This window comes from Stenotrophomonas capsici (assembly GCF_034961085.1).
In the GTDB taxonomy this organism is placed as follows: Bacteria; Pseudomonadota; Gammaproteobacteria; order Xanthomonadales; family Xanthomonadaceae; genus Stenotrophomonas; species Stenotrophomonas capsici.
The window spans coordinates 20,287-38,184 of record NZ_JAYFUH010000085.1; the positions used below are offsets into that span (position 1 = coordinate 20,287).

Sequence of the window (17,898 nt, forward strand, 5' to 3'; positions counted from 1 at the left end):
GCGTACCACCCAACCACTCACTTCAATCCGAAACCACTTGAATCCCCGGGGAGGGAAGGTTCATGAGGCAGTCAAACTCCGTGCCTAAAAAGCGTCTGTTGACCTCAGCGTTGTTGCTTGTCATCGCCCCGCCAGTCCTCGCCCAGCAGGCAAGCGGTTCCCCGTCCGATACCCGTGCGCCGCAAGCCACGGACCTGGACGCCATCACTGTTACCGGTATCCGCGGCAGCTTGCAGTCGTCGATGAACCTCAAGCGCGACTCCGCCGGCGTTGTCGACGGCATCGTCTCCGAGGACATCGGCAAGTTCCCCGATACCAACCTGGCCGAATCGCTGCAGCGCATCTCCGGTGTGTCGATCGACCGCAGCAACGGCGAAGGTTCGCGCGTCACCGTCCGCGGCATCGGCCCGGACTACAACCTGGTGCTGTTGAATGGCCGGCAGATGCCGACCGTCACCGGTAGCCGTGCGTTCGATTTCGGCAACCTGGCTTCCGAGTCGGTGTCCGAGGTCGAGGTCTACAAGACCAGCCGCGCCGACAAGCCGGCCGGTGGCATGGGCGCCACCATCAACATCAAGACCGCCCGTCCGCTGGACAACCCGGGCACCCGCGCCAACGTTGGCCTGAAGGGCGTCTGGGATACCTCCGACGACGACCTGCCCAAGTCGGTCCGTGGCGACACAGTCACCCCGGAACTGTCGGGCATCTTCAGCACCACCTCGGCCGATGGCCGCTTCGGCATCGCCGTGACCGGCAGCTACCAGGAACGTGATTCGGGTTCGGCCACCGCGCACGTGCCGGGCGGCTGGCGTCCGTTCGTCGATACCCCGCACCCGAGCGGCATCGGTGGCGGCTCCAACCTGCCGCTGCCGGGCCAGCCGGGCTCGGAGAACATCGTCAACCGCCCGGGTCCGACCGATGTCTATTCGCTGCCGCAGAACCTAGAATATGCGATCAACCGCATCCAGCGCCAGCGTACCAACGGCCAGGTGACCCTGCAGTGGGCGCCGATGGACAACCTCACCGCCACGCTGGACTACACCTACACCCAGAACAAGGTGCAGACGCAGTCCAACAACATGTCGGTATGGCAGAACTACAACCCTGATTCGACCACCTGGACCAGTGGTTCGGGCTCCTCGCCGCTGAAGTACCACGAGTCCTACCCGTGGGTGACCGACTACGCCAACGGCGCGTCGGACGCTGCCACCAAGGTCAAGAGCGACTCGGTGGGCCTGAACGTGGCCTGGGACGTCTCCGACAACCTGAGCCTGGCCTTGGACTACCACCACTCGGTGGCGACCAACAAGCCGGACAGCCCGTACGGCTCGCGTAACGTGGTGGCCTCGCTGGGCCAGTTCCGCGTCGGCAACTCGATGGATTTCACCGGCAAGTTCCCGATCCTCAACATCGAGATGCTGGGCGGCGCCAAGGATCCGGACCCGAGCAAGATGATGGTCGCCGGCTCGATCTTCGGCGCCGACTACCAGCGTGCCAAGGTCGACCAGTTGCAGGGCAGCGGTGAGTTCCGCTTCGAGAACTACTCCAAGTTGAACTTCGGCTTCGCCACCACCGAGTACAAGAACACCTCGATGGGTACCAACGTGCAGTTGGATACCTGGGGTGGTGCCACCAACCCGGGTGACTACCCGGACGAAGTGTGGCCGCTGTACCACATGGGCAACTTCTTCAAGCGCTTCTCCGGCCACAACAGCCCGGCCTTCACCGACGGCTTCTTCCTGTACGACTTCAAGACCATGCGTGACCTGGCCGAGAAGGCGTGGGTTGCCGCCGGCAAGGGCGTGGCGCAGGACTACACGCCGCAGTTCGACTACAGCTTCGCCGGTACCCAGGTCCCGGGCAGCACGGCTAACCGCAGCAACTACGCCAACAGCGTGCGTGAGCGCTCCAAGAGCCTGTACCTGCAGTGGAGCAACACGTTCGACTGGGGCCTGCCGGTCAGCGTCGCCGGTGGCGTGCGTTGGGAGAAGACCGACGTGCTCGCCTCGGCACAGCAGTCGGCGCCCTCGGCGATCGACTGGATCTCGGAGAACGAGTTCGTCATCCGCTACGACGGTTCGCAGTTCCGTAACCTGGGTGGCAGCTACAACTACTTCCTGCCGAACTTGGACGTTGCCGTCGACCTGAACAGCAGCATGAAGCTGCGTGCCAGCGTCGGCAAGACGATTGGCCGTCCGCAGTGGGGCGACCTGAACCCGTCGCAGAACATCGGTGGCCAGGTCCGTTACGACGGCGGCAACGGTGGCTCGGGCAACCCGGCGCTGAAGCCGTTGGAGTCGCGTAACTTCGACCTGTCGTGGGAGTGGTACTACGCCGATTCCAGCTATGTGTCGGTGGGTTACTTCTACAAGAAGATCGACAACTTCATCGCCCGCCAGACCAGCACGGTCAAGGCCTATCCGGACCTGCACAGCCCGGCCGGCGGTGCGTACTGGAACGCTGCGATCAACCAGGGTGGCTGCGCCGCGACCAACCGCGTCTGTATCCGCGACTACATCTTTGCTCACTTCGATGGCCAGCCGGGCGTCAATGCCGCCGCGGGCTCCATCAAGGGCGTCGCCGGCGATCCGGTGACCGAGTTCAAGATGGAATACCCGGTCAACAACCGTTCCGATTCGCTTGACGGCTGGGAAGTCAACGTGCAGCACGTGTTCGGCGAGACCGGCTTCGGCCTGGCGGCGAACTACACCTGGGTGGATTCGGGCCTGAAGTACGACGTCACCAACGTCGATACCCAGTTCGCGATGACCGGGTTGAGCGATACGGCCAACTTCGTGGCGTTCTACGAGAAGGGCCCGTGGCAGGTGCGTGCGGCCTACAACTGGCGTGACAAGTTCCTCGCCGGCCTGGGCCAGACCCCGACCTACGTGTCGGCCTATGGCCAGGTGGACCTCAACGTCAGCTACCAGGTCACCGATGCACTGACCCTGTCGCTGGAAGCGATCAACCTGACCGACTCGTACTACCGCAGCTACGGCCGCAACGAGCACATGCTGCACAACATCACGCAGCTGGGCCCGCGCTACATGTTCGGCCTGCGCTACAAGTTCTAAGCAGTAGACGGCAGGACCTCCCACCGCCGCGGCGCCCCTGGCGTCGCGGCGGTTTACGTATGGGCGTATCCGTCGTCCGCGCGGCGCGCTACATTCCGTGACACACGCTGGCCAGCGGGCCGGCACCTTTTCGAGATGACGCTGCCCGGGCGCTTTCATCCTGCTGCGGCGGCATCGACCTCACCGGTTGCTACCGATTCCTGGACGCCGCAATGCCCAATCCCGTACTGCTCAACAACGTCGACCACCACGACCTGCGCGTCATCACCGCCAGCGGTCGCGGTCATGGCGACGAGGTTTCTTCCGTTCCCACGTTCCCGGCCGAGTTCCGCGACCTTCAGGCCTACTACCCGATTGCCTTCCACGTGGGCGACAACGGGCAGGTACAGCCGCTGGCATTGCTGGGGCTGCGCCAGGGCGAGAACCTGTTCCTCGAAGACGATCACTGGGACGCGCCGTACCTGCCGTTGGCAGTCCGCCGGCAGCCGTTCCTGATCGGCCTGAGCAACGGTGAGCCGCTGATCCACATCGACCTGGACCACCCGCGCGTCAGCCGTGAGGCCGGCGTCGGTGAAGCGCTGTTCCTGGAGTTTGGTGGCAATACGCCGTTCCTGGAGCACGCCGCCTCGGTGCTGCGCAGCCTGCACGACGGCCTGCATGAAAATCTCGCTTTCGGTCAGGTGCTGCAGCAGCACGCGCTGCTGGAGCCGTTCGTGCTCGACGTGCAATTGGACAATGGTGAGCAGCATCGCCTGGCCGGCCTGCATGCCATCGCCGAGGAGCGGCTCCATGCGCTCGATGGCAGCGTGTTGCAGGCATTGGCGCGCAATGGCTACCTGCAGGCGATCCACATGGCGATGGCCTCGCTCTCGCACCTGCGTGACCTGATCGACCGGGCGAACCGCCGTGATGCCGGCCAGCGCTGAGCCCATCGCCGAGCTGCACGGCGTCGACCCACGGGCGTTGCCCGAGGCGCTGCTGCACGCCGATCAACCCTGCGTGCTACGCGGGTTGACCGCGCACTGGCCGATCAGCCAGGCCGGCGCCGCGTCGGCCGATGCCGCGATCGACTACCTGCGCGGGTTCGCCGCCGATGTGCCGGCCGCGGTCACCGTGGTGCCGGCGGCGATGGACGGCCGCGTGGGCTATCGCGATGATCTGGGCGGGTTGGCCTTCGAGCACCGTCCTTCGTCGTTGCCGGCGCTGCTGGACGAACTGCAGCGGCAACGCGGCAGCAGCGACGAGCCCGTGTTGTACATGGGCTCGGTGGGCATCGATGGCAGCCTGCCGGGCTTCCGTGCCCACAACGACCTGGGCTTTGGCGCGCAGCAGCCCCTTGCCAGCATCTGGGTGGGCGGGCGCACCCGCATCCCGATCCACCAGGACCTGCCGGACAACATCGCCTGCGTGGTGGCCGGTCGTCGTCGCGTCACCCTGTTCCCGCCCGAACAGCTGCGCAACCTCTACATCGGCCCGATGGAACTGACCCCCGCCGGGCAGCCGATCAGCCTGGTCGATCCGGCCGCGCCGGACCTGCAACGCTACCCGCGTTATGCGCAGGCGCTGCAGCACGCGCAGGTGGCGGTGCTGGAGCCAGGCGATGCGGTGTTCATCCCGAGCATGTGGTGGCATTACATGGAGGCGCTGGAGGGCTTCAACGTGCTGGTGAACTACTGGTGGCGACAGTCGCCGGCGTGGATGGACAGCCCGATGAATGCCTTGATGCTGGCCATGCTGAGCGTGCGTGACCTGCCGCCGGCGCAGCGGGCGGTCTGGCGTGACGTCTTCGATCACTACATCTTCGACGCCGACGCCGATACCGCCGCGCATATCCCCGAGCCCGCGCGTGGCATGCAGGGGCCGATCGACCTGCGCGTGGCGCGTGAGCTGCGCGCCCGGCTGCTGCAGCGGCTCAATCGCTGACGGCCATCTTCAACGCGATGACGCTGCAATGAAAAAGGCCCCGGGCGTGATGCCCGGGGCCTTTGTTGTTCAGCGCTCCGTCGCAGGCCGCATGCCGCGGCCTACGGAAGGGCGCTCAGTGGCCGCCCTGGGCGGTCAGCCGGTCCAGGTCGATGCCCTGCTTCTTCAGGATGCCGACCGTGCGCAGCGCATAGAAGGCCAGGTAGGCGAAGCACAGCACGCCGACGATGAAGCTGTAATGGATGCCGATGCGGTCAGCCAACAGGCCCTGGGCGAAGCTGACCACGCCGCCGCCCATGATCATCATGATCAGCAGGCTGCTGCCCTGGTTGGTGTTGCGGCCCAGGCCGGTGATGGCCAGGGTGAACACGCACGGCCACATCGTGCTGCAGAACAGGCCGACGCTGATGAAGGCGATCACGCTGGTCATGCCACTGGTGAACATGCCCACCAGCAGCGCGGTGATGCCGCACAGGGCGAAGTACAGCAGCATGCGCGCCGGGTTACCCTTGCTGGCCAGGGTGGCCAGGATCATCAGCACGATCACGCCGGCGTAGCCGTAGAACTGCGAGATCTCATGCTTGGCGATGGCGTTGACGGCCAGGAACAGGCCAAAGGCGATGTACGGCAGCAGCAGGGTCAGCCAACGCTTGACGTTGTTGCCGACGTCGAACGCACCGGCCGCGCCGCTCCAGCGGCCGATCATCAGGCTGGCCCAGTACAGCGACACGAACGGCGCGATCATCGACACTTCCAGCCCCAGCCCGCCTTGTTCAACCGGCAGTTCCAGGTAGGCCGGCAGGTTGGCGATGGTCGAGACCTCGACGCCGACGTACAGGAAGATCGCGATCATGCCCAGCACCAGCTGCGGGTAGGAGAACGCGGAACGCTTCTGGATCAGCTTGCTGCTGTCCTGGGCTTCGTCGGCGGCCAGCGCGTCCAGGTCGATGCGGTTGGGCAGCGGCGAGAACTTCAGCAGCAACGCCACCAGCACGAACACGCCACCGAGCACCAGGTAGGGCGTCTTGACGCTTTCGATGCTGGCCTCGGTATTGCCCGAGGCCACGCTGCCGAAGATCGCGAAGCTCACCAGCAGCGGCCCGATGGTGGTGCCGAAGTTGTTGATGCCCCCGGCCAGGGTCAGGCGCTGCGCACCGGTGGCCGGGTCGCCCATCACGATCGCCAGCGGGTTGGCCGCGATCTGCTGCAGCGAGAAGCCCAGGCCGACGATGAACAGGCCCGACAGCATCAGCCCGAACGAACCGAGGTTGGCGGCCGGGTAGAACAGCAGCGTGCCCACGGCCGAGATCAGCAGGCCCAGGCTGATGCCGTTCTTGTAGCCGATGCGGTTGAGCACGTCGGCGCCGATCAGCTTGGAGGTGAAGAAGTAGAACAGCGAGCCCACCGTGTAGGCGACGTAGAACGCCAGCGCCACGTACTGGCTCTGCGCCTGGGTCAGGTGGAAGGCGTTCTTGAACACCGGGATCAGGATGTCGTTGCTGGCGGCGACGAAGCCCCAGAAGAAGAACACCGTGATGAGTACGGCAAACTGCGACCAACGGGTTTTTTGGCTCATAGGGTTGTCATCGCTGCAGATGTGGGCAGTACCCCGGCGTGCCGATACTCCCGGGGGAGCAACCGACGTGGCCGGATCAATGGGCATGAAGCGCGGCAGGCGACGCGCGTTGGCTCCGTGTAACGGCGCAACGCCTGCAGCAGGATGTGGACGCGGTGCATGCGGGACGGAATGCCGGGGCGGCTATGGCGATGGCAGGCGTCGTAGGCGTTGCGCCCGCGCTGTCTGTCGTCTTGGTTTCCCCCGCATGCGGTCACGGCATGTGCCGGTCCGGACCAGCAGGGGAAGGTTTTACCGACCCACTGACAACGCTGTCAATGAAGATTTTCACTCGTTACCGAGTTCGCTGGTTGCAGGTGCCGTAAACACTGGGTCGGCACGGTTTTACGCTGCATTGCAGCACCTTTCTGCGTCGTTCCGCATGCCTGCGGAAGGGGCGTTGTGCGCCGTCGACGGTCGTTGCGATGCCCGCGATCCTGCTGCGTGGCAATGGCGGGCGGTACGTCAACGCGGTGGCGCAGCGATCCCATCGAGCGGGTGCGTGGACATCATGCAGCAGTTTGGCTGGCGCCGGGAGGCGAGTCCTGCAACATGGTCGACGGCGGGCGTGGACGGGAGTGACTCGGCTACACTGTGCGCCACGTTGTGCAGGTGCCCCCATGTCTGAAATCCTGGTCCCCGTTTCCTTTGGCGAGTTGCTCGACAAGATCTCGATCCTGCAGATCAAGTCCGAGCGGATGAGCGATCCGGCCAAACTGGTCAATGTGCGCAATGAGCTGGCGGCGCTGGACCGCACCTGGTCGGCCCACCCGGCCGCAGCGCAGGACGTGGCCGCGCTGCGGGGCGAGCTCAAGGCGGTCAACGAGCGCTTGTGGGACATCGAGGACGACATCCGCCTGAAGGAGAAGGCGCAGTCCTTCGACGACGGCTTCGTGCAGTTGGCACGCAGCGTCTACATCGAGAACGACGAGCGCGCCCGCATCAAGAAGGCGATCAACCTGGCGCTGGGCTCCAGCTACGTGGAAGAGAAGTCCTACCAGGACTACCGCGCCGGCTGAGCTGGAGGAAGCCGCGCCAAATGAAAAGGCCGCCCTGGGGGCGGCCTTTTCGTTGCGCGGATCAGTGGCCGTGGTCGCTGCGGTAACGCTCGAAGGCAGCGATGGCGTCCTCGACGGTGATCAGTGACATCACCTCGTCGAACTCGATCTTGGTGCCCCATTTCAGCGCGCTGGCCGGCTTGTGCAGGTAGCGACGGGCGGCGTCGTCGTAACGGTCCACGCAGTAGCGGCGGTCCGAATAGGGGCCGCTGCGTGCCGGATTGCTGGCCGCATGCAGGCCCAACACCTTGGTGCCGACCGCATTGGCGATATGCATCGGCCCTGAGTCCGGGGTGACCAGCAGGTTGGCGCGGGCGAGCAGGGCGGGCAGCTGCTTGAGCGTGTCCTTGCCGACCAGGTCCAGGGCCGGGTGCTGCATCGCAGCGAGGATGGCGTCGGTGGTGTCGCGCTCCAGGTCGCTGCGGCCGCCACACAGCACCACCCGCCAACCTTGGGCAGCGGCGTGGTCGGCCAGCGCGGCGTAGCGCTCGGCGTACCAGTTGCGGCGCTGGTGGCTGGAGCAGGGCGAGATCATCAGCACCTGGCGGCCATCGTCCTGCCATTGCGCGGCGGCCCACGCATGGGCGTCGGCCGGCGTGGCCAGGTCCCAGCTGACCTCGGTCTGCTTCAGGCCCAGCGGCTCGCAGAAGCTGCCGATCGCATCGAGCACATGGATGCCGGGGCGGTCGGGGATGCGTTCGTTGATGAAAAGCCCGTGCAGGTCCTTCGAACGTGACTTGTCGTAGCCGATGCGGCGCCGGGCCGGGATGAAGGCCGACAGCACGTTGGCACGCAGCGCCACCTGCATCTGCAGCAGGGCCTCGAAGCGCCCCTCTGGCAATTCGCGACGCAGCGCACGCATTCCAGCCAGGCTGGTGTTCTTGTCGTAGACGTGGAAATGCACGCCCGGCAGCCCGTCGAGCAGCTTGTGGCCGGCCTTGTCGATCACCCAGTGCAGTGGCGTGCCCGGCAGGCCCTGCTGCAGGGTGCGTACCAGCGGCACCACATGGGTCACGTCTCCCAGCGCCGAGAGGCGCAAGAGGCACAGCGGGGAGGACGTTGCAGGCATGGTGTTGTTAGACTCGCTAAGAATGGTCGCATTCGACGCCACTGAAGCTCTGACGCCGTGCCGCGAAGGTCGTGGATACGGTGCCATTCTGTTCGACCGCCAACGCCTGCGGCAAGCCGAGCCTTCGCTGTTTTCCCCGGCACATTGGGGTGACAAGGCGCGGCCCGTGGGTGAAGGTGGTCGCGGTGGGGCGTGGTTCGTCGATGCCCCGTTCGGGCATTGCGTGCTGCGCAACTACCTGCGCGGTGGCGTGGCGGCCAGGTTCAGCCGCGACCGCTACCTCTGGCAGGGTGCCGACCGCACCCGCAGCTTCGCCGAGTTCCGGCTGATGCGGAAGCTGGTCGCGCAGAAGCTGCCGGTGCCCAAGCCGCTGGCCGCGTTCTACATGCGCGAAGGCGTGCGCTACCGGGCCGCGATCCTGATGGAACGGCTGGAGGACGTGCGCTCGCTGGCCGACCGTGCACAGGTGGCCGGGCGTGGTGCGCCGTGGGAAGAGACCGGTCGCCTGATCGCCCGTTTCCATCGGGCCGGGCTGGACCACGCCGACCTCAATGCCCACAACATCCTGTTCGATGCCAATGGCCGTGGCTGGTTGATTGATTTCGACCGTGGCGTGCTGCGCATCCCGGCCACGCGCTGGCGGGAGCGCAACCTCAAGCGGCTGCTGCGCTCGCTGCTCAAGCTGCGCGGTGAACGCAGTCGCGAAGATGTCGAGAAGGACTACGCACGGCTGCGCCGTGCCTACGATCTGGCCTGGAACCGGGGCGTGTGAGATGAGTTGGGCCGTACGTTTCCTGGGCGTCGGCAATGCCTCAGCCGTGGAGCTGGGCTCGCCGATGGCGGTGATCGAGCGCGATGGCCAGCCCTGGCTGACCATCGATTGCGGCGGCGAGGGGCTGACCGCCTACCGCGCGCACTACGGCGCGCTGCCGGATGCGTTGTTCATCACCCACGTCCACCTGGACCACGTGGCCGGCTTCGAGCGGTTGTTCGTGGATGCCTTCTTCAACCGGCAGCGGCGCGGCAAGGTGCGTGTGTACGTGCCGGCCACGGTGGTGCCGCTGCTGCACAAGCGCATCGGCGATTACCCGAACGTGCTGGCCGAGGGCGGCGCCAACTTCTGGGATGCGTTCCAGCTGATCGTGGTCGGGGACGCGTTCTGGCACCAGGGCGTGCGGCTGGAGGCATTCCCGGTGCGCCACCACTGGCCGGAAACCGCCTATGGCCTGCGCCTTCCCGGCGCGCTGGTGTGGAGCGGCGACACCCGGCCGATCCCGGAAATGCTGGCCCGGTATGCCGGCGACAACGAATTGATCGCCCACGACTGCGGGCTGCACGGCAACCCCTCTCACACCGGCGTGGACGACCTGGAGCGGGAGTACGACGCGGCCACGCAGGCACGCATGGTGCTGTACCACTACGCCAGCGCCGCCGATGGCCAGGCCCTGCGCGCACGCGGGCATCGGGTGGCGGAGCCGGGTGAGTGCTTTGCACTGGCCGATTGCAGCGGTCCGCAGGTCGATCCTGCGACCTTGCCCTGAGCATGCACGGCCTGTCCGCGTCTGCGGCGTTGGCCACCGAGCTGGAAATGCTGGAGCGGGCGCTGCACACCGCCGAGGTGCGGGCTGACCGGCAACGGCTGGAAGCCTTGCTGGATGACGATTTCAGTGAAATCGACCGGTCCGGCCGCTGCTACACGCGCACGCAGATGCTGCGGCACCTGCCCGCCGAAGGCGTGCAGGTGGATATCGAGGCGAAGGGCTTCGTGGTGGCGCTGCTGGCGCCGGATCTTGCCCAGGTGCGTTACCGCAGCCGGTATCGCCACGCCGGGCAGGCGGACGCGTGGGCGGAGCGCAGTTCGTTGTGGCGGCGGCAGGGTTCACGCTGGCGGCTGTGCTTCCACCAGGCCACGCCGGCGCCCTGAGCGCGGCAACCCCGCAAAAAGGCGGTGGCCCCGCCGGCTGACCTCGGCGCCCGCGTCGATCGATACCGTTGCTGCCTTCCGGCCCTGGCGGGATTTTCGACCTAGCGTCGCGAGGGGCCGACGGGGCCACCATAGAGACGGTTTGGCCGCGCAATGCGCGGCCATTCGCAATCCAGAAAGTGTTGGGGCGATGGGATCATCAGCCGCCGCAGCTCACGGACCGGACACAAACTGGAGCAGGTCCTGTCGTGCGCGGCGATTGTAGCCCATGCCGGGGCTGCGCGGCCAGATCCGTGTAAACCCGATGTAACCCGTGACGCCGCGTTGACGGCCATTGCCGGCCGGCTTGGCTAGAATGCGCCCCACAACGGAGGACGACCTCCCCCATCGCGGGAACCCATCCAGGACGGCCTGGCCCCTTCAAGGAGCCCTGTCATGGCTTGGATCTATCTGTTGGTCGCGGGTCTGCTGGAAATCGTCTGGGCATTGGCGATGAAGCAATCCCATGGTTTCACCCGCCTGGTCCCCAGCGTCATCACCCTCGTCGGCATGATCGCCAGCTTCTGGTTGCTGGCCGCGGCCATGCGCACCCTGCCGCTGGGCACGGCGTACACCATCTGGACCGGTATCGGCGCGGTCGGTGCATTCGTCATTGGCATCACCTTCCTGGGCGAGCAGGTCAGCGCGATGCGTATCGGCGCGGCGGTGTTGATCGTCAGCGGCCTGGTGCTGATGAAGTTGTCCAGCAGCTGAGGCGGCTCAGCGCTCGTCCAGCAGCAGGACCATGTCCACCGCGTCTAGGCCGGGGCCGTGACCATTGGCCACGCGGCCGGTCACGCGGAAGCCCAGCCCGGCGTAGAACGCCTCGGTGTGCTGGCTGGTGCTCAGGACCACCTGCCGCACCTGCGGGTGCTGGCGTGCCTGTTGCAGGCGCGCCAGCGCCAACTGCCGGCCCAGCCCTTGCCGCTGCCGTTGGCGCGCGACCATGCCCCAGCAGAAGCCCGCCGTGCCGTCCGGGCTGAGGGTCAGGCCACCGCAGGCCACGACCCGGCCCGCGGCTTCAATCACCAGATAGCCGTGTTCACCTGCCAGCGCGTCCAGGAAGCGCGCGAAGTCTGCACGCTCGCCGGGGGCGAAGTAGTCGGGCGTATTGCCGTCGAACAACGCCAGGCAGGCCGCAGCGTCGGCCGCGCGGTAAGCGCGCACGTCGTGGACAGGCGCGCGGGTGGTGGTGCCGGGTGGGTTCATCGAATCACCGGGCCGGACTGGGAATAGGGCGCGATGGCCGCCGCCGAAGGCCACTGCGTGTTCGGCTCGGCCTGCATGCGGAACTGCAGTTCGCCGCCGGCCAGGATCTCCTCATGGGTCAGGAATACGCGGTCCAATGGCTTGCCGTTGAGGGTGACGCCGCCCACATAGGTGTGCGCGTCATCCAGCCCATCGGCAACGATGCGGAACTGCTTGCCGTTGGGCAGGTTCAGCGTGGCGCGCGGCAGGAACGGACGGCCGAGGATGTACTGGTTGCTGCCCGGCGTGACCGGGTAGAAGCCCAGCGCGGTGAACACGTACCAGGCCGACATCTGGCCCAGGTCGTCATTGCCGGCCAGGCCATCGGGGCGCGCGGCGTACTGGCTGTCCATGATCTGCTTCAGGCGTGCCTGGCTGCGCCACGGCTGGCCGGCGTAGGCGTACAGGTAGGCGACGTGGTGGCTGGGTTCGTTGCCGTGCGCGTACCAGCCGATCAGGCCGGTGATGTCCTCCATGTGCGCGAAGATCGCCGGGTCCACCTTGGCCTCGAACACCGCGTCCAGCCGTTGCAGCAGGCGCTCGCGGCCGCCGTGCGCTGCCGCCAGCCCGGCCACATCCTGCGGCACGTACCACGAGTACTGCCAGGCATTGCCTTCGGTGTAATCGCTGCCGTAGCCGCTGGCACTGGGATCGAACGGCTCGCGGAAGCTGCCGTCGCGCTGGCGTGCACGCATGAAGCCGGTGGCCGGGTCGAAGGCGTGCTTCCAGTTGGCCGCGCGCCGGCTGAACTCGCCGGCCACCGCGTCCTTGCCCATCGCCTGCGCCACCTGCGCGATGCTCCAGTCGTCATAGGCGTATTCAAGTGTCTTGCTGGCCGCTTCGCCTTCCTCGTCGATCGGCACGTAGCCCAGTTCGCGGTACTGCGCGATGCCGTCGTACGGGCCGTAGTTGGCGCTGGCGACCATGGCCTGCAGGGCTTCATCGGTGTCGTAGCCGCGGATGCCCTTCATGTAGGCATCGGCGATCACCGGCACCGCGTGGTAGCCGATCATGCACCACGTCTCCAGGCCGTGGAACGACCACACCGGCAGCACGCCGTACGGGCTCTCGCGGCGCGAGGCGAGCAGTGAGTTGACGAAGTCGTTGGTGCGCTGCGGTGGCTGCAGCAACGTCGTCAGCGGATGCAGGGCACGGTAGGTGTCCCACAGCGAGAAGGTCGAGTAGTTCGTCCAACCCTTTGCCTGGTGCACGGCATTGTCCGGCCCGCGGTAGCGGCCATCGCTGTCCATGAACAGCGTCGGGCCGAGCAGGGTGTGGTACAGCGCGGTGTAGAAGCGGGTGCGCTGCGCGGCGTCGCCCTGGGCATCGACCGCGCCCAACGCGGTGCTCCATTGCTGTCTGGCTGCCGCGCGCATGCCATCGAAGTCCCAGCCCGGTGCTTCGGCATCGAGGTTGGCGATGGCGTTGTCCTCGCTGACCGGCGAGATGGACACCTTGACCAGCAGCGGTGTGCCGGCATTCGGCGCCACGTCGAAAGCGGCGACCAGTTGCCGCCCTTCGATCTGCGCGCGCTGCGCCGGGTTCTTCTCCGCCGGCGGCGGGAAGCCCTTGTAGGCCACGTCCTGCTCGGTGTCATGCAACTGATGGCCGGCAAGCGGCTGCGAAAAACGCAGCGCGAAGTATAGCTGCCGGCCCGGCGCCCAGCCGCGGGTTTCGCGGAAGCCGGTGACCGTGCCATCGGGGCGCACGCGGATGCGCGACCACAGGATCTTGCCCGGGTAGTCGTACATGCTGGTGCGCAGGTCCACCAGCACGTGCGCAGGCTGGCCGGCCGGGAAGCTGTAGCGGTGCATGCCCACGCGCGTGCTGGCGGTGAGTTCGGCGCGCACCTTGTAGTCGTCCAGCGTCACTGCGTAGTAACCCGGCTGTGCGGTCTCGCTGTCATGGTTGAAGCGCGAGGTATAGCCGCTGCCCGGCTGATCCGGGTTGCCGCGTTCAAGCCTGAGCGCGCCGGTGGTTGGCATCAGCAGCAGGTCGCCGAGGTCGGAATGGCCGGTGCCGGAGAAATGCGTGTGCGAGAAGCCGACGATGGTGCTGTCGTCGTAACGGTAGCCTGCGGCCCAGCCGTAGCCGTCCTTGCGCGACTGGATGCGGGTATCCGGTGAGAGCTGGACCATGCCGTAGGGAACGGTGGCGCCGGGATAGGTATGCCCTTCGCCCCCGGTGCCGATGAACGGGTCGACGGCGGCGTAGGCCGATTGGCCGGCATCAGGAGCTGCGGCGCGGGACAGCGAAGGCGCAGCGGTGAATGCACCCGCAAGGGTTGCCAGTGCCAACAGGGTTCCGCCGAGCTTCTTCATCCTGCACCTTTTTAGATCGGTCTAAATTGAAAAACTAGCATGCCAAAGTTGGAACGACATCTGGCGGTGCATCACGCAGGGGTGCCGTGAACTTTGAGGAGCTCTAGAGCGTTTTCGGGGGGACGTCGGTCGGGAATGACGCCGTAGGCGACGGTGACGGGGCGACCGCGCCGGGGGAAGCTGCCTCACGACAGGCGACCGCGACGCGGGAGGCGATGGCCCGCCTATGGGCCGATCCCGACCACCGCGCGCATATCCGCGCAGATGAAGGCTCGATGGGCGGACCCGGCCTATCGGGAGCGCGCGCGGGGCTTCAACCGCGACGAACGCACCTACCGCTGGCAGCGCGTCGCGTCCGGGCGGATCGTCTCCCGGACCAGGCTCGAAATGCGCGAGGAACACGGCCTCCGGCCCGATTCGCTGGACGGCCTCGTGGCCGGACGTATCCAGACCTCACGGGGCTGGCGGCTTGCGCCGCGGTCTCTGCTGGGCGAAGCGCCGCGGTACGCATTTCCGTAACGCATACGAGTTGCAGGGGACGTAGCAGGGCGCATACTGACACCGCATATAGCCTCGCATGACGCGCGGCATAGACGACGAAGCCACCGCTTCCAGAGAAGGGATCGGTAAGCAGGGCTTTCCCGAAGCATTTTCCTGACGTAGTTTTTGTCTCAATATTTGAGACAAAGTAATGCATCAACTTGTGGATAAGTCCATGTGATCTTTATGAATCAAATAGTTGTTGTACAGTAATTACAGAGAAAATTCAGCATAAGTTGGTCTAGGCCTAGTTTCGCAACAGCCGTTGCATGCCGCGTCAGGAAGGTGTGCGCTGCGCCAAAATCCACCCGCACCTGCGGAGGCGCTCGTGAACGACAAGGCAATCAAGCCCCCTTATACCTCCTACAAGAGCTTCGAGACGCTCATCGGAGAGCTGCGTTCCCACGAGGTGCTCCCGGACGTGATTGACCGTAGTCTGGGATTGCTTCGGAAGCGATCCGGGTCGGAGCAGGCGGCGCTCATCGCGGCCCTGAAGTGGTTCAAGCTGATCGACAACGACGGCGCGCGCACTGAGCAGCTCGACAAGTATCTTGCTGCCGATGAGGCCGCGGCGAAGGCCATGCTCAAGACGATGATCGAGCAAAGCTACTCCGCAGTGACTGACGGCACATTCAATCTGAAGTCGGCCACGACTCAGCAGATGACCGACAAATTCCGCGAGTACGAAATCTCGGGCTCAACGCTGAGCAAGTGCATCAGCTTCTTTTTGGCTGCCACTCGGGATGCGGGGATTCAAGTCAGCCCGCACGTCAAGGCGCCCACAATTTCCCCGGCTGCAAAGCGCAAAGCGAAGCCTAGCATCACGCCCCCGGCCGAACCTGCCCAGCAAGAACACGTCCATAGCAAGCCGAAACATCACCAGAAGCCGCATGACGACTCGATGATCAGCATTCCGATCCCGATTGCCGGGAAGGACGGCGCGATCATCTTGCCGAAGGGCATGACGGACCGTCAGTGGAACTCCGTGGTGAAGATGATCGAGTTCATCATCAACAACTACAGGGAGACGATGGCCGAGGAAGCGGGGGCGGCGGACGCCACGAAGGAGCCGTCATGACATTAGATCGTGGCCGCCCGCTGACTACCGCCGTGGGTGGCCCAGACAAAGCAACGCCCCAACTCAAGTTCCCGGTCGCGAAACAGGCTTGAGTTGAGGCGCTAGGTAGGCAAAACGCTGGTGCGGTTGGTTCGGAGTTGGAAACACCCCGGCAAGGGTGCCTACAACGGTGTTCCGAACCTCCGTACCGGCATCACGGCATGGCAGTTGAGGGTGTCCCTCTGCCGATTCCGCGGCCCGTACAACACAGGGAGTATACCCCCTGGGACCCGGAATTCCGATATCGCCCTCACAAACCCGGCTTGCAGGAGGACTTATGTCCCACGCCAAGACGGTGCATGTGTGCGCGTATACCCGGGTCCGTAAGGGCCGTCTGGAGTACGTCTGCCAGCATTGGCGCAGCCCTCCGGGCTAAGCGCAGCACCCGGGAGGCGCCCTTCGGGGCGCCCTCCGTCCCTCTTGGGCGAGGACACCTCTACAGGCCATCGGAGGTGATATGACCCCTTCGGAAGATGAAAAGGCCGTGGCGCGTTGGATGCTCGATCAGTACCGGCGGCAGAACCGCTTGGTGCAATCGTCCGCTGCGCGCGGCATCCGCATGACCTTCGGCGAGCATCACGTCTACAAGAACCGCCAGCGAAACTGGGGAATCAACAAGGGCATCCTTGAGGAGTTCCGCAAGCTGACGCCTGACGACGTGGTGTGGAGTCGGAGTTCGCAGACGTGGCGGCAACGCCGCGAGTCTGATCCGCCTGACAAGCGGATGGTTCGTTAAATCAAGGGGGTTGCCAACGGCAGCCCTCTTTCTTGGTCGTGTTGGAGCCTGTTGTCAGTCTGCTTTTCGCTTCAAGTCTGCCTTCGCTTCAGCGACGAACTCCTTCATGTGATCGTCGGCAATCGACCATGACATGTCGAGGTGTTCATACCATGATTCCTGCCTTGGCATGTTCTCAGATGCATCTTTGTATCGGCTCAGAATCTCCAGCGCTTTGGGCGAGAGGATGAAGCTGCCGATGTCCGCGGAGCGCAGAATCTCGTCCCGGGCTTCCGCAGCGGCGGTATTGAGTTGAGCTTTGCGGGCATCATCGAACGCAATATCCAACTCTTCCGCGCGCAGATATTCGTAGTCGAATCGCTTCGCTTTATGAAAGGCGTCGATTACGCGCTCGTAGGCCGCGGCTTTCTTTTCCCACCATCGCTCCGAGCGGAACTTGTTGCGTGTCAGCCAGACGGCTATCCACGCTGCGAACAAGGCGAGCAGCAGGCCAGCGGCGAGTTCTAGGATCACGCCGACATAGACGGGAAGGCCAAGACTTTCGGCTAATTTATCCATAGGGGGTACGCTACAGTTCGTCTCGCGCCTATGTCGAGACAACAAAAAGGCCACCCCTTCGGGTGGCCTTTTCACCCATCTAGCCCAGCACATCAGGCGTAGTAGGTCTTTTAGTAGGGTAGCTTCGGAACTGCTTGGCCGGAGCCACTACCTATTGGATAACTGGCGGAGAGAGGGGGATCGGATCAACTCCAACCTAACCTCTTGACCCTGCAGCAGTTCGCAAACCGGACGTGTGTCCTGTGTTGTGTCCCTTACTCTAACAGGTCGAGTGATCTTCAACCACTACTCATAGCGTCTCGCCCTGGCGGGTAAGTGGCGACAGATAGAATCGGACAGGTGTGGACGTTGCGTTATCTGCGCAGATGGCAAGAACTCTCTGCGCGCTATTGACCTAACGATATGCCAAAAAGAAAGCCCGCCGAGAGGCGGGCTTTCAAGCTATCATCTGTCCGTGGGGGGAGGCTTACGCCAACAAGTCCCTCGGCTAGTGGGATCAGAATAGGGCGCGAAGGAGCGCATGTCAAGCAATGACCAACATCGACCCTCAGACTGTTCAGGCTGTAAAGGCGGCTCTCTCTGCGGCCCGGATAAGCACTTATGAACGGTCCGCTGGAGCCAACGGGGACGCACTCAGCCTGTATTCGTGGAACACCAGCGTCTCAGGTGCCTTGTT

At 65.0% G+C, this 17,898-nt stretch carries 16 protein-coding genes and 1 other RNA gene; 11 read left to right on the forward strand and 6 right to left on the reverse strand.

Annotation, left to right across the window (positions count from 1 at the left end; genetic code table 11):
• Positions 1–62 precede the first annotated feature (62 nt).
• The 3 genes from VA603_RS07305 to VA603_RS07315 all read left to right on the forward strand — a co-directional run bounded on the left by VA603_RS07305 (position 63) and on the right by VA603_RS07315 (position 4,997).
• Complete coding sequence (locus VA603_RS07305) at positions 63–3,074, forward strand: TonB-dependent receptor (protein WP_323438380.1); 3,012 nt, start codon at positions 63–65, stop codon at positions 3,072–3,074.
• A gap of 212 nt (positions 3,075–3,286) precedes the next feature.
• A complete protein-coding gene (locus VA603_RS07310; RefSeq protein WP_323438381.1) occupies positions 3,287–4,000 on the forward strand; it encodes a SapC family protein in 714 nt (237 codons plus the stop codon).
• Positions 3,984–4,997 (forward strand): cupin-like domain-containing protein, encoded by a 1,014-nt coding sequence (locus VA603_RS07315; protein ID WP_323438382.1) that lies wholly within the window; start codon positions 3,984–3,986, stop codon positions 4,995–4,997. The genes VA603_RS07310 and VA603_RS07315 overlap by 17 nt, the downstream gene beginning before the upstream one ends.
• A 115-nt stretch (positions 4,998–5,112) precedes the next feature.
• Here the strand turns inward: VA603_RS07315 and VA603_RS07320 are convergent, their stop codons facing one another.
• Positions 5,113–6,573 (reverse strand): MFS transporter, encoded by a 1,461-nt coding sequence (locus VA603_RS07320; RefSeq protein ID WP_323438383.1) that lies wholly within the window; start codon positions 6,571–6,573, stop codon positions 5,113–5,115.
• A gap of 659 nt (positions 6,574–7,232) precedes the next feature.
• Between VA603_RS07320 and VA603_RS07325 the strand changes: the two genes are divergently transcribed.
• Entirely contained in the window at positions 7,233–7,631 is a 399-nt protein-coding gene (locus tag VA603_RS07325) for a DUF6165 family protein (RefSeq protein ID WP_323438384.1), read from the forward strand.
• Positions 7,632–7,692: 61 nt separating this feature from the next.
• On the opposite strand, the gene VA603_RS07330 is transcribed toward VA603_RS07325, so the two are convergent.
• A complete protein-coding gene (locus VA603_RS07330; protein WP_323438385.1) occupies positions 7,693–8,739 on the reverse strand; it encodes a glycosyltransferase family 9 protein in 1,047 nt (348 codons plus the stop codon).
• A gap of 22 nt (positions 8,740–8,761) precedes the next feature.
• Between VA603_RS07330 and VA603_RS07335 the strand changes: the two genes are divergently transcribed.
• From VA603_RS07335 to VA603_RS07345, 3 genes are read left to right on the forward strand one after another with little or no spacing between them, the layout of a single operon-like run.
• Positions 8,762–9,511 (forward strand): 3-deoxy-D-manno-octulosonic acid kinase, encoded by a 750-nt coding sequence (locus tag VA603_RS07335; RefSeq protein WP_323438496.1) that lies wholly within the window; start codon positions 8,762–8,764, stop codon positions 9,509–9,511.
• 1 nt (position 9,512) lies between these two features.
• Positions 9,513–10,280 carry an MBL fold metallo-hydrolase gene (locus VA603_RS07340; protein WP_323438386.1) on the forward strand — a complete coding sequence of 256 codons (768 nt, stop codon included), beginning with the start codon at positions 9,513–9,515 and terminating at the stop codon, positions 10,278–10,280.
• Complete coding sequence (locus VA603_RS07345) at positions 10,277–10,663, forward strand: nuclear transport factor 2 family protein (protein ID WP_425603676.1); 387 nt, start codon at positions 10,277–10,279, stop codon at positions 10,661–10,663. Before VA603_RS07340 ends, VA603_RS07345 begins: the two co-directional genes overlap by 4 nt.
• A 27-nt stretch (positions 10,664–10,690) precedes the next feature.
• Here VA603_RS07345 and ffs read toward each other — a convergent pair.
• An RNA gene (gene ffs, locus VA603_RS07350) (signal recognition particle sRNA small type) lies at positions 10,691–10,787 on the reverse strand.
• A 311-nt stretch (positions 10,788–11,098) separates the two neighbouring features.
• Here ffs and VA603_RS07355 point away from each other — a divergent pair.
• Positions 11,099–11,416 (forward strand): DMT family transporter, encoded by a 318-nt coding sequence (locus tag VA603_RS07355; protein WP_132864811.1) that lies wholly within the window; start codon positions 11,099–11,101, stop codon positions 11,414–11,416.
• Between the two features lie 6 nt (positions 11,417–11,422).
• Here VA603_RS07355 and VA603_RS07360 read toward each other — a convergent pair whose 3' ends face one another.
• Positions 11,423–11,911: a GNAT family N-acetyltransferase gene (locus VA603_RS07360; RefSeq protein ID WP_323438388.1), complete on the reverse strand. Its 489-nt coding sequence runs from the start codon at positions 11,909–11,911 to the stop codon at positions 11,423–11,425.
• Positions 11,908–14,271: a GH92 family glycosyl hydrolase gene (locus VA603_RS07365; protein WP_323438389.1), complete on the reverse strand. Its 2,364-nt coding sequence runs from the start codon at positions 14,269–14,271 to the stop codon at positions 11,908–11,910. The genes VA603_RS07360 and VA603_RS07365 overlap by 4 nt, the downstream gene beginning before the upstream one ends.
• A 264-nt stretch (positions 14,272–14,535) precedes the next feature.
• On the opposite strand from VA603_RS07365, the gene VA603_RS07370 reads away from it, so the two are divergent.
• The 3 genes from VA603_RS07370 to VA603_RS07380 all read left to right on the forward strand — a co-directional run bounded on the left by VA603_RS07370 (position 14,536) and on the right by VA603_RS07380 (position 16,664).
• Positions 14,536–14,790, forward strand: a complete 255-nt coding sequence (locus tag VA603_RS07370) for a hypothetical protein (protein WP_323438390.1) — start codon at positions 14,536–14,538, stop codon at positions 14,788–14,790.
• A gap of 349 nt (positions 14,791–15,139) precedes the next feature.
• Positions 15,140–15,889, forward strand: coding sequence for a DUF5343 domain-containing protein (locus VA603_RS07375; RefSeq protein WP_323438391.1), 750 nt, complete (start codon positions 15,140–15,142; stop codon positions 15,887–15,889).
• 496 nt (positions 15,890–16,385) lie between these two features.
• Complete coding sequence (locus tag VA603_RS07380) at positions 16,386–16,664, forward strand: DUF6953 family protein (protein WP_323438392.1); 279 nt, start codon at positions 16,386–16,388, stop codon at positions 16,662–16,664.
• A gap of 54 nt (positions 16,665–16,718) precedes the next feature.
• Here the strand turns inward: VA603_RS07380 and VA603_RS07385 are convergent, their stop codons facing one another.
• Positions 16,719–17,222, reverse strand: coding sequence for a hypothetical protein (locus tag VA603_RS07385; protein ID WP_323438393.1), 504 nt, complete (start codon positions 17,220–17,222; stop codon positions 16,719–16,721).
• Between the last annotated feature and the right edge of the window lie 676 nt (positions 17,223–17,898).